Annotated in this window: 11 protein-coding genes; 6 read left to right on the forward strand and 5 right to left on the reverse strand. The window is 69.6% G+C overall.

What is annotated here, in order from left to right:
• The first annotated feature begins 79 nt into the window (after positions 1-79).
• Positions 80-688, forward strand: a complete 609-nt coding sequence (locus ACTMTU_RS33390) for a DUF1349 domain-containing protein (protein ID WP_441267179.1) — start codon at positions 80-82, stop codon at positions 686-688.
• A 28-nt stretch (positions 689-716) separates the two neighbouring features.
• Here ACTMTU_RS33390 and ACTMTU_RS33395 read toward each other — a convergent pair whose 3' ends face one another.
• Positions 717-1,151: a nuclear transport factor 2 family protein gene (locus ACTMTU_RS33395; protein WP_441267180.1), complete on the reverse strand. Its 435-nt coding sequence runs from the start codon at positions 1,149-1,151 to the stop codon at positions 717-719.
• Between the two features lie 102 nt (positions 1,152-1,253).
• On the opposite strand from ACTMTU_RS33395, the gene ACTMTU_RS33400 reads away from it, so the two are divergent.
• From ACTMTU_RS33400 to ACTMTU_RS33415, 4 genes are all read left to right on the forward strand, one after another.
• Positions 1,254-1,736, forward strand: a complete 483-nt coding sequence (locus ACTMTU_RS33400; RefSeq protein WP_441267181.1) for an N-acetyltransferase family protein — start codon at positions 1,254-1,256, stop codon at positions 1,734-1,736.
• A 283-nt stretch (positions 1,737-2,019) separates the two neighbouring features.
• The gene (locus ACTMTU_RS33405) at positions 2,020-2,751 is read left to right on the forward strand and encodes a DsbA family oxidoreductase (protein ID WP_441267182.1); all 732 of its coding nucleotides are present in this window, start codon (positions 2,020-2,022) and stop codon (positions 2,749-2,751) included.
• Between the two features lie 70 nt (positions 2,752-2,821).
• Positions 2,822-3,883, forward strand: coding sequence for an aminotransferase class V-fold PLP-dependent enzyme (locus ACTMTU_RS33410; protein WP_441267183.1), 1,062 nt, complete (start codon positions 2,822-2,824; stop codon positions 3,881-3,883).
• Positions 3,884-4,069: 186 nt separating this feature from the next.
• A complete protein-coding gene (locus ACTMTU_RS33415; protein ID WP_441267184.1) occupies positions 4,070-4,579 on the forward strand; it encodes a hypothetical protein in 510 nt (169 codons plus the stop codon).
• 67 nt (positions 4,580-4,646) lie between these two features.
• Here the strand turns inward: ACTMTU_RS33415 and ACTMTU_RS33420 are convergent, their stop codons facing one another.
• Positions 4,647-7,985, reverse strand: coding sequence for a DNRLRE domain-containing protein (locus tag ACTMTU_RS33420; RefSeq protein ID WP_441267185.1), 3,339 nt, complete (start codon positions 7,983-7,985; stop codon positions 4,647-4,649).
• 716 nt (positions 7,986-8,701) lie between these two features.
• Positions 8,702-9,217, reverse strand: a complete 516-nt coding sequence (locus tag ACTMTU_RS33425) for a MarR family winged helix-turn-helix transcriptional regulator (protein WP_441267186.1) — start codon at positions 9,215-9,217, stop codon at positions 8,702-8,704.
• 120 nt (positions 9,218-9,337) lie between these two features.
• On the opposite strand from ACTMTU_RS33425, the gene ACTMTU_RS33430 reads away from it, so the two are divergent.
• Positions 9,338-10,411: an alkene reductase gene (locus ACTMTU_RS33430; RefSeq protein ID WP_441267187.1), complete on the forward strand. Its 1,074-nt coding sequence runs from the start codon at positions 9,338-9,340 to the stop codon at positions 10,409-10,411.
• Positions 10,412-10,498: 87 nt separating this feature from the next.
• Here ACTMTU_RS33430 and thpD read toward each other — a convergent pair whose 3' ends face one another.
• Together thpD and ACTMTU_RS33440 are read right to left on the reverse strand one after the other, a co-directional pair.
• Complete coding sequence (gene thpD, locus ACTMTU_RS33435; protein ID WP_441267188.1) at positions 10,499-11,395, reverse strand: ectoine hydroxylase; 897 nt, start codon at positions 11,393-11,395, stop codon at positions 10,499-10,501.
• 3 nt (positions 11,396-11,398) lie between these two features.
• Positions 11,399-11,797 carry an ectoine synthase gene (locus ACTMTU_RS33440; protein ID WP_005319062.1) on the reverse strand — a complete coding sequence of 133 codons (399 nt, stop codon included), beginning with the start codon at positions 11,795-11,797 and terminating at the stop codon, positions 11,399-11,401.
• Positions 11,798-11,816: the final 19 nt, after the last annotated feature.

Consider the following 11,816-nt stretch of genomic DNA (forward strand, 5'->3'; position numbering starts at 1 on the left):
TGCTCCCGCCGGAACTGCGCGACGACAACCCGCTCGGACTTCCCCGGCGCGTGAACGGCCGCCTGCAACACTGACCCGCATGGAACTGAAGCTGCCCGACCTCCCCTTTCCCCTACGGGCATACGGGCCCGAGGCCGACTGGTCCTACGACGACGGTGTGCTGACCGCCTGGGCCGGCCCCCGCCAGGACCGTTTCGTCCCGCCGACCGGCCATGCCCTGGAACCGGCCTCCGACGCGCCCCGCCTGCTCGGCGCGCCGGAGGGCGACTTCCAGCTGATCGCCCGCGTCAAGGCCGGATTCGCCGCGGCCTTCGACGCGGCCGTGCTCTACCTGCACGTCACCGAGCAGGAGTGGGCGAAGCTCTGCCTGGAGCTGTCCCCGGACAGGCCGACGGTCTGCACGGTCGTCACCCGCGGCCACTCCGACGACGCCAACTCCTTCGTCGTCGACGGTGACAGCGTCTGGCTGCGCATCAGCCGCACGGGCAAGGCGTTCGCCTTCCACGCCTCCACCGACGGTGAGCAGTGGACCTTCGTCCGCATCTTCACGCTCGGCGACGAGGACCGGGCCGGCGCGGCACTGGTCGGCTTCATGGCCCAGTCCCCGGTGGGCGAGGGCTGTGTGGTCTCCTTCGACCGCATCGAGTACCGCGACAGCTGGCCGGAAGGGCTGCGGGACGGCTCCTGACGCCCGGGAGGCGCCCCTCCCGGGCGTCTCACGCCGGCGTCAGCACCGGCGGTCGTCCCGTCGTCCAGACGGCCTCGACCGCCATCCGGCTGAAGCGCCAGCCCTCCTCGGTCCGGCGAAGTTCGGCCTCGTAGCGACCGCCGACGGTGAACAGTGGATCGTCACCCTCGTGATGGATGTGGACCATCAGCGCGTTCCAGGACGCCCTGGCCGTGTCCCGCCCTGCGTCGACGTCGGTCAGCAGGTCGGAGGCCATGTGCTGGGTGCGGGCGAACCTCTTGAGAGCCTTCTCCGTACCGCGCACGGCCTCGGCGCCCTCGAACACCCCGACGGGGGCGACCATGCGCGCATCGTCGGTCAGATAACCGCGTGCCCAGCCCGACGGGAATGCCCGCTCGTCCATGGCCCGGAAGAAACGGGTGACGAGCAGGCCGATCTCGATGTGATCCTTATGAGTGGTCATGCCGTGAGCGTTCACCCTCAACCGCGGTCGAGGTCAAGGGAGCCCGGGCGCTTCGGGTACGGATCTGCAACCGCGCCCGCCCGCCGTCGCGTCCCCTGGCACATGATCAGAACTGCCACGCTCGTGGACCTCGACGCCATAGCCGTCCTGCACGCAGAGGCGCGTGCCACCTACTACCGGGGCCATATCCCCGAGGAGGACTTCGACGGCCCGGCCGAGCGTGCCCGCGCCCGGGCCGGCTGGGAGAGGGCGATCAGGCAGGGCAGGGTGCTGTGCGCGGAGCGGGACGGCGTCGTCGCCGGCACGGCCGCGTTCGGCGAGGTGGACGGCGTCATGACGCTCTCGCAGCTCCACGTCGCCCCCGCGCGCTGGCGCGCCGGTGTCGGGACCGAGCTCCACGCCGCCTGCGTCGAGGCATGGCGGCGCGCCGGCGTGCCGGAGGCCCGCCTCGAGGTCTTCCAGGAGAACGAGCGGGCCCGGGCCTTCTACACCCACCACGGCTGGTACCCGGACCCCGACGAGCCGCTCGCCGGGAACCACCTGGTCCTCCGCTTCACGGTGCCGGCGGCCGAGCGGGGGCAATGACCCGAGCCGAAGCGGCTGTGCTCACCGGGCACCTGCCTGCCGCCGGCGGCCGCGGCGGCAGGCAGGCCCGTGCCCGACCGGCCTGCCGTCCCCACCGCCCGCCGCCGGCGAACCCCTGACCGGAGGGGACCGGCCGACGGCCCCGTGGGGCCTCAGCGGCATCCCGCGGAATGGGACGGGCCCGTCGCCTGTTGAGGTGCCTGCGGAGGCGCCCCGGCCCGTCCGTCCCGTCCGACCCCGCCCGGCGCCGCCGGCCGGCACGAACCTGGAGTGATGAAGAAGCATGCGCGTCGAGATCTGGTCCGACATCGCCTGTCCCTGGTGCTACATCGGCAAGGTCCGTTTCGAGAAGGGACTCGACGCCTTCGCGCACCGTGACGAGGTCGAGGTCGTGCACCGCTCCTTCGAACTCGACCCCGGCCGCGAGAGGGGCGACACCGCTCCGGTCGTCGACATGCTCGCGAAGAAGTACGGCCGCACCCGCGAGGAGGCGCTGGCCATGGAGGAGCACGTGGCGTCCAACGCCCGCTCCGAAGGGCTGGAGTACCGCGTCGAGGGCCGCGACCACGGCAGCACCTTCGACATCCACCGGCTGCTGCATCTCGCCAAGGCCCGCGGCCGCCAGGACGAGCTGCTCACTCTCGCCTACCGGGCGAACTTCGCGGAGGAGCGGTCCGTCTTCGACCCGGCCGTGCTCGTGGCGCTCGCGGTGGAGGCGGGCCTCGACGAGCAGGAGGCACGCCGGGTCCTCGCGGATGTGAGCGCCTACGCCGACGACGTACGCGCCGACGAGCGGGAGGCGGCGGAGCTGGGGGCCACCGGCGTGCCGTTCTTCGTGTTCGACCGGCGGTACGGGGTGTCGGGCGGGCAGCCCGCCGAACTGTTCACGCAGGCGCTGGAACAGGCCTGGCAGGGGCGGGAGGTCACCCCCGCCGACGCGGACGCGGCCGTCTGCGACGCCGACGGCGCCTGTGAGGTCCCCGCGGCGGCCGACGCCGCCCAGCCGGCTTCGTGAAGCGCCGCTGAACGGTTCTGTCCAGCAAGGCATGATTGACCCGCAGGGCACGGGACCGCAGGGTGATCCCATGGAGACGCAGATCCTGGAGCCCACGGCCGGTGGCGAGTTCGCGCCCACGACGACGTACCTGAACACCTCGAGCTGCGGGCTGCTCCCGCGCCGTACGGTCCGTGCGGTGGCGGCGCTGGCGCAGGAGCTGGCCGACGGACGGCCGGGCGGCGCGGGCGACTTCTCGGCCGTGACCGCCGCCCGCGAGTCCTTCGCCCGCATCGCCGGCGTGCCTCACGAGAGGGTGGCCGTCGGCGGCTCGGTCTCCGTCCATGTGGGGCTGATCGCGGCTTCGCTGCCGCCGGGCTCCGAAGTGCTGTTCCCCGAAGGCGAGTATGCCTCCGTGATCACGCCGTTCACCGTGAGGGGCGACCTCAAGACGCGGTTCGCGCCGCTGGAAGGGCTGGCCGACGCGGTCCGCCCCGGCACCGCGCTCGTCGCGTTCTCGTCGGTGCAGTCCGCCGACGGCAGGGTCGCCGACACGGCGGCCGTGCGCGCCGCCGCCGCGGCGCACGGGGCCCGTACGCTCCTCGATGCCAGCCAGTCGGCCGGCTGGCAGCCGCTGACGGCGGGGGACTGGGACTACACGGTCACCGGCGGTTTCAAGTTCCTTCTCTGCCCGCGCGGGGTGTCCTTCCTGACCGTGACGGAGGACGCGCAGGAGGCGCTGCCGCCGCTGCACGCGGGCACCTTCGCCGCCGAACGGCTGTGGGAGACGACGTACGGCCCGATCGAGGAGACCGCCACCTCGGCCCGCCGCTACGACGAGCCACCGGCCTTCCTCTCGTACCACGGCGCCGAGCAGTCGCTCGCCCTGCTGGAGGAGATCGGCATCGACGCGGTCCGGGCCCACGACACCGCGCTGGCACGGCGGTTCAGGGCCGGTCTCGTGGAGCTGGGCCACGAGCCGGTGCCCGCGGACTCGGCGATCGTGGCCGTGCCCGGCCTCGGCCATCGCGCCGGCGAGCTGGCCGGGGCCGGGATCCTGCTGTCCGAGCGCGCGGGCAACCTGCGTGCCTCGTTCCACCTCTACAACTCGCCCGCCGACGTGGAACGGGTGCTGGACCGCCTCGCCGGTTAGGTCCCAGTCCCGGCGGTCTCGGAACCGTTTCATGCACCTGCCGCCCGACGTGTGCACACCTACGGGGGTGGGACAGCGCTGCGTTCCGGATGGTGCAGAATCCGGACGGTCGGCTGCCGGTCGGGAGTATCGAATTCACGGGCATAATGCTGATCGCGACTCGATCGATGATGTACGAGGTGACCCTTGAGCAGGCTGCTGGATGCTTTCGAGACTCTGGTTTCTCCTAGCTATCGCATCTTTGGGCTGGTTGACACGAGCGTCGACACCTATTCACCGCAAGCGGATCGAACGAAATGGCTTCTTTCCGCCCCGGGCATGGTTTATCTGCAAGTGCCGCCCCAGGTGATTCGGGCGTCGGTGCGGTTGGAGAGCTGGTCGGCGGCCCCTCCGGCAGACGACGCTCCGTGGTCCGGTGCGGAAGAAGTGGAGGTTCAGCTTCCCGGAGGTGACCTCGCGCTGGAGACCATCGACGGGGGGCAGCAGGAAGTTCCCTTGATCCTGCCCTCTTCCGGCCTGTACCGGATGCGATGGCGGTGGACATTCAATCGTGAAGGCGGACCCTTCACTTCTCCATTGGCGGGACCCCGGGAACCGCTGCCCATGCCACCGGGCCACGAAGAGAAAATGAACGGCGCAGATCAGTACTGTCTGGTTCAGATCTGGCGCACGGCCGCCGGTGGCGGGACAGAGTGAAACGAGTGCGGGACCGGTCCTGTGGACCGGTCCCGCGGTATGGCCGACTCAGAGAGAATGTCCCCGGTCAGTCGCCGATGACGATGATGAACGGGTCATGACTCAGGATTCGGTCATTGTCGTACCAGGCGCCGAGACGCCGCCCGGCTTCCTGATTCTCGTTCGAGTCGATGTAGCGGACGGAGAAGTCGTCGCGGTACGGCTCGCCCTCGTACTGGTAGCGCGCTGCCCCCTGGTAACTGGAGGCGAAGGGGAATTCGTCGCAGTCGCGCTGCTCTCCCGCCGTGGGTTTACCCGGCACGGCGGCGTTGTTGCAGGTGGAGGAGACGACGGAGCGGTTGGCGTCGTAGCGTGCCTGCTCGGACGGCCCGAAGCCCGGCACGAGGCGATGCAACGGGTTCACGGCGCTCCCGCCGGGCAGCTTCTTGTCGCTCTTCGTCGGGTAGGTGCTGCCCGGGTCGTCGAGAGCGTCGCCGATGTGGTCCGCGACTGCGGCCACTCCGATGTACGGCTCCACGGGAGCGCCGGCGTCGGACGTGTCGCTCCGGTCGTAGCGCAGCGCTGGTGTGGCATCGGGGAAAACGGAACCCGCCTTGGCCCGTACGTTGTAGGCGGCGCTGTCGAAGCGGATCTCCCCCTGCTCGCCCTCGGAGGGGATGAGCTGGGAGTAGCCGGGGACCGTGAACTCGAGGACCGGCGTGAACAGGCCCGTGGCGATCTGATCGCCATGGGCGACATCGGGCAGCCTCGGTGCCAGCGACCACAGGTCGAACTTGGTGTCGCCGTTGTACTTCCACTGGCTGGGTGAATCACTGCGGCCCGTGTAGAGACCGGGCTGGCATGCGTCCTCGGCCGAGGGGTCGCCCGGAACACCGATGTCCCAGCTTCCCTCGCACTCCAGCTTCGCTTCCAATTTCGCGCCGACCTTGTTGAAGTCGCCGCTGGATATGAAGACATCCACGTTGAAGTCGAATTCGGCGAACCGGGTCAGCGTGCTGCCGTCCAAGCCGCCGATCTGGCCTCGCCCGATAAGGGTGTTGGTCGAGATGAAGGTGCCGTGCAGATAGCAGCCAGGGGGCCACAGACCACACCTGATCGCAGGCATGACCGTCAAGGTCTCCTGACAGTAGGAGAACCGGTTCTTGATCCACCCGGCCGCGTTGTCCGAGTCGTCGGCGTTGTGGCACTCGTCGACGTCGGCGATGTATTCGTACGGATCCTGGCCGTTGTTCTCGGGCTTGCGGCCGCGGTTGAATCGCTGGCTGGGAACGGTGTACGTGCGCTCCCAGACAGCCATGGTCCCGACGGTCGGCGCCGTTGTCGTGCCGGACGCCGCCATCGAGCCGGCAGGCTGCTCGGCGGACGGGCCGGTGCGCGGTCTGATGCCGAGCGCTTCCAGATTGCCGTCCCTGTTGAGGACTTGCTCGACCTGGGCGGGGTCGGCGATCAGCGCGGGATCGCTGATCGTGTAGGTGTCGCCGGGCTGAAGACTGCTGGGAACACCGGCGGCGGCGGTCTCCACGACGAACGAACGCCACGGGGACCAGCCCAGGTTGTAGTGGGTGCCGTCGTAGGCGTTGGTGCGGAACTTGTACATCTTGCCGTCGACGAGCTGCCCGTCCGGGACCTGAACGGACGCCCACTCGCCGGGCGTGACGAAGCCGGAGACCAGCACACCGTCTCCGGCGGGCGTCGTGATCGGAGTGTTGGTATCCGCGTCGTAGACCTGGAAGCTGCCGCTGACCGTGTCACCGTCCGCGTCCGCGAACTTGTCCCTGAGCGTCGGCGTGAGGGTGTTGACGGCCCACACACCGTTGTACATCTCGAACGGCGGACCGGCCTGCTGCGCCGTGCCGTCGGAGGGACGGTAGTTGTAGTTCACGGTCAGCTTCGGCTGGTTCGCCGTGGCGTTGCCGGAGTTGACGCGCTTCCAGGCGCGGGTGTCGTCGGTGGCCGCGCGCAGGCCCATGTAGCCGCGGGTCGCCTTCGCCGAGGCCCACGTCTGGACGAGGGTGTCGACGTCGGCGTTGATCCAGCCGTCGGGCTGGGTGGCGGTGCAACTGGGGTTGCCGCGGCTCTGGTTGGAGGAGTGGTACTGCTGGTTCCAGGTGGGCTGGCTGGTCCACCGTGACGCGGTGGATGCCTGGGTGGTGTCCCAGACGGTCCACGACTGGGCAGTGCAGTCGGTGTTGCCGGAGTGGAAGTTCCACAGCGCCAGGTTCGTGTCGGTGATCAACGCGTCCTGGATGGGCGTGGTGTCCCAGTGGATGAAGGACCGGGCCACGCGGGTCGTACCGTCCGCGTTGGTGGTGCCCGGATTGCCGAAGTCGAGCTCGGTGTCGGCGGACCAGTCGACCGTCTCGCCGCGCTGCACGTAGGTGTCGAACGTGGATGACAGGGCGGAGGTCGAGGGGTCGACCGTGACCGGGTACTGCGTTTTGGGGTCGGCGAGGAAGTCCGCGCTCGGCGTGACGACCAGGTCGATACGGCCGGTGCCCCTGTTCACGACCTTCATGTCGACGCGGGCACGGCGGGTGTGCTCGCCGGACCGCTTGTCCACCGAGGCGTCCCACATGACCGGGGCGGGCATCGTCGCGCGCTGCTCACCGGTCTCGGCGTCGGTGAACGTCACCGACCCGTCCTTGTTCGCCTTGGCCTTCAGCCCCTTGGCCTTGACCGGCAGCGTGTAGGAATACGCACCGGAGGGCTTCTCGTCGATCTCCACGAACTGTTCGAAACCGGTCCGCGTGGCCTCGACGATGACGTCGGCGCCGGGCACGGCCTCCCGGTAACGGGCGGTGGTGCCGTTCAGCTCCGGGGCGGGAAGACCGCCCTTCCACTGCAGCGTCACCGCCTGTTCTCCGGTGCCGAGGGTGACGAGATCGCGCGGGGCCGCGTCCTTGGCGGCGGCCAGGGAGCGCGACGCGGTGCCGCCCTTGCCCGCCATGCGCAGCCCGTTGGGGTGCTCCTTCGCCTTCACGGTTCCGTCGGCTGCCCTGGTCAGGGTGACGTCGACCTTGCGCCACTCGCCGTCCCGCCAGACCCGCTCGGGGCCGGAGGTCAGCTCGGTGGTGAGGGTGCCGTCGGGATTGGCGACGGTGTAGGAGGTGGCCGTCGTCTCGTCGGAGGCGACGACCTTCTTGCCGGTCTTCTTCGCCTGGGTGACGGCCCAGGCCTTCGAGCCCTTCGGATGCTCGGCCGCCCGGGCCGGGTCCGGCTCCCCGTTCCCCTTCTTCGTAGGGGACTTGGCGGACGTCGCGGCTGCAGTGGCCGGCCCGTCCGGTGCCGCGACGGCCGTCTGGCCGGATATGAAGACGACTTCTGCCGCCAGCACCACGGCTGACGCCAGAGCGATGCGCCCTCTGCGTCGTCGCGGGCGGGAACGCCCGGCTGTGTATCTGGACACGGATGTGTCATCCCTTCCGATCCTGCCGGTCGGCAAGATCAACAGGGAATCTAGGGCCGGGCTGTACACCGACTACGGGCGAAATCAGGGATTGGGAGTGATCATGAACACGGTTGCCCACATGAAGATGAGGCCTCGGTGAGGACTTCTCCACAGTTGCGGTGATCTTGTGGTGATCACGTCAGATCAGCCTCGGGCGGCACGTTGAAGCGGAGCCCGGGCCAGGGCTCCCACCTGAAAGAACGTGGCTCGGGCGGGGGTTGTCCTGGCGCGAACCCGGTCGCGCGGGAGCTTTGTTCCGACACCCTGAAGTGCAGAAGCCTCTCGTGCACTCCTGCACGGATTGCGAACTGGCACTCGCGCCTGCCGTCTTCGAGGGTCGGCCCGTCGAGCCGAAGAATGCGGGCCGCATGGTGTCCTGCAGGACCACACGCCGACCATCACGCCTTCGGGTCACTGCGCGATCAGCCGGACCAGCGGAACGTCCCGTCCGCGGCCGACGAGGCGGACGTGAGGGAGTGCGAAGTGTGAACTCATCGCCGTCTTTGAGTCCTTGCGCGGTCAGGTCCGTCCGCGACGGCGACCGGCGGCCATCACATGGTCACGTAAGGGCCGTGCACCACCAGGACTTCCGCCCTGCCGGCGCCGGGTCCGGCCGGGTGAGGCGCCGCTCCGGGCGGCAGCGCACGGGGCGAAGGCGGGTCGCCCGAGCGGGGTCAGTCCCCGCCGCGGCGTTCCGGACAGTCGGCCGTCTCCGTGCACAGGTTGGCCTCGACCATGGACAGCAGGCGCGCCAGCTCCCGCCGGTCGTCCTCGCCCAGTCCCCGGAGCGTGTGCTCCTCCAGCTTCGCCCAGGCCTCCGACACGTCCGACAGGAGTGCGCAGCTCCGCTCCGTCGCCTCCACGAGGACCGCCCGGCGGTCGTCCGGGTCGGGGCAGCGGCGGACGTGGCCGGACTGCTCGAGGCGCTGGAGCATCTTGGTCACGGTCGACGGATCGAGGTCGGCCGCCTTGATGAGCTCCGACTGGCGCACCGGCCCGGCGTCCCACAGGCGCATCATCACGAACTCCTGGCCCGGATAGAGGCCCAGCCCCTTCAGCAGCTTGCCCGCGGCGATGCGGTGGAGCCGCGCCACCCGCGAGACGGCGTGGCTGACGGGGCCGCTGCTCGCGGCGTGCGGCAGCTGTCCGGTGCACGCAGGGTCGCCCTGTGCCTCCTCCGCTGTGGACATGGTGCTCTCCTCGGCCGGTTCTCATTGCTTCCAGAATATTACCTTGGTCGGCCAATGAATGCGCTACAGTGGCGTCGCAGCCGATTACTTGGCCGACCATATATTTTTGGGGAGCTCACCGTGACCACCGCATTCGACCCGATCCAGCTCGCCGGCAAGCACCTGCGCAACCGCATCGCCATGGCGCCGATGACCCGCAGTCGCGCCTACGGCCCCGGCCTCACGCCGACGCCTTCCGTCGTGGAGTACTACCGGCAGCGCGCCTCCGCCGGCCTGATCATCACCGAGGGCACCCAGCCCTCCGTGGTCGGTCAGGGCTACCCGGACACCCCGGGGCTGCACAGTGCCGAGCAGGTCACCGCCTGGCGCGAGGTCACCGACGCCGTGCACCGCGAGGGCGGCACGATCTTCGCCCAGCTGATGCACGCCGGCCGGATCGGCCACCCCGTGCTGCTGCCCGACGGGCTCGTCCCGGTGGGCGTGTCCGCCGTCGCCGCGCAGGGGCAGGTCTACACGCACGAGGGCCCCAAGGACTTCGTCGCACCGAGGGAACTGACGACGCAGGAGATCCGGGCGACCATCGAGGACTTCGTGTCCGCCGCGCGCAACGCGATCGAGGCGGGCTTCGACGGCATCGAGCTGCACGGCGCGAACGGGTATCTCATCCACCAGTTCCTCGCCCCCAACAGCAACCGCCGCACCGACGAGTGGGGCGGGTCCGTGGAGAACCGCATCCGGTTCGCCGTCGAGGTGACGGAGGCGGTCGCCGCCGCGATCGGCGCCGAGCGCACCGCCCTGCGGATCTCGCCGTTCAATCCGTACAACGGCATCGAGGAGACGGACTCGGAGGCCGTCTACACCGCTCTCGTCCAGCGGCTCGAGCCGCTCGACCTCGGCTACCTGCACATCACGGAGGCCGTCCCCGGGGGGCGGGAACTCACCCAGGCGCTGCGCAAGCAGTTCTCCGGGACGCTCGTCCTCAACCCGGCGACCGACGGGCCGACCGGCCCCGAGGCCCTCACCCTGGTCGAGGACGGTCTCGCCGACGTGATCGCGTACGGCGCGATGTTCCTGGCCAACCCCGACCTCCCGGCCCGCCTCGAGGCCGGCGGCCCGTACAACACCCCGGACCCGGCCTCGTTCTTCGGCGGCGACGACAAGGGCTTCATCGACTACCCGGCGCTGACCGGCTGACCTGCCGGTCGAGGCCGAGCAGCGACGCGGACGAGGGCGGGCCGGACTCCCTCGGGAGTCCGGCCCGCCCTCGTGTGTGCCGTGCGGTCACCGCACCGGAGTGAAGTCCCGCGCCCCGATGAAGTCGGGCCGCGGCACCGGCGCCGCGAACGGCTCGACCGCCGTGTTCTCCACGCTGTTGAACACGATGAAGACGTTGCTGCGCGGGTACGGCGTGATGTTGTCGCCGGATCCGTGCATGCAGTTGCAGTCGAACCAGGTCGCCGACCCGGCCCGGCCGGTGAACAGCCGGATGCCGTGGTCGTCCGCGAAGCGCGTCAGCGCCTCGTCGGACGGTGTGCCGGCGTCCTGCATCTGCAGCGACTTCTTGTAGTTGTCCTTCGGCGTCTCGCCCGCGCAGCCGAGGAACGTCTTGTGCGACCCCGGCATGATCATCAGGCCGCCGTTGGTGTCGAAGTTCTCGGTCAGCGCGATGGAGACGGAGACGGTGCGCATGTTCGGCAGGCCGTCCTCCGCATGCCACGTCTCGAAGTCCGAGTGCCAGTAGAAGCCGGAAGCACCGAAGCCGGGCTTCACGTTGATCCGGGACTGGTGGACGTACACGTCGGAGCCCAGGATCTGCCGGGCTCTGCCCACCACCCGCTCGTCGCGCACCAGCGCGGCGAACAGCTCGCTGATCTTGTGGACCTCGAAGACCGACCGCACGTCCTGCGACTTCGGCTCGATGATCGAGCGCTCGTCGGCGCGCACCGCCGGGTCGCTGATCAGCCGCTCCAGTTCGGAGCGGTAGACGGCGACCTCGTCGTCCCTGATCAGCTGGTCGACGGTGAGGAAGCCGTCCCGCTCGAACCCCATGAGGTCCGCCGTGGCGATCGGTCCCGGGGTGCCGGGTGCCGACCAGACGACCGGGTCCTTGCGGGGGGTGAGCACCTCACTGGCGCCACGGGTCGGGTACAGGTCGGTGCGTGCGGGTGCGGTGGTCATTTCTCAGCCCTCCTCGGTCAGCAGCGGGTAGACGCCGTTCTCGTCGTGGTCCTCCCGTCCGGTGACGGGGGGATTGAAGACGCAGACGCAACGGAAGTCCGTCTTGGGGCGCATGGTGTGCTTCTCGTGCCCGTCCAGCAGGTACATCGTGCCGGGCTCGATCCAGTGGGTCTCGCCCGTCTCGTCGTTGGTCAGTTCGGCCTCACCCTCCACGCAGAGCACGGCCTCGATGTGGTTCGCGTACCACATCGACGTCTCCGTACCCGCGTAGAGCACGGTTTCGTGGAGCGAGAAGCCGACCTTCTCCTTGGCGAGCACGATGCGCTTGCTCTCCCAGGTGCCGGAAGCGGACTTCACATGGCGCTCGGTGTTCTCGATGTCCTTGAACGATCGGACGATCACGGTGGTTCGTCACCTCTCG

The organism is Streptomyces sp. OZ13, assembly GCF_052068155.1.
Classification (GTDB): Bacteria; Actinomycetota; Actinomycetes; order Streptomycetales; family Streptomycetaceae; genus Streptomyces.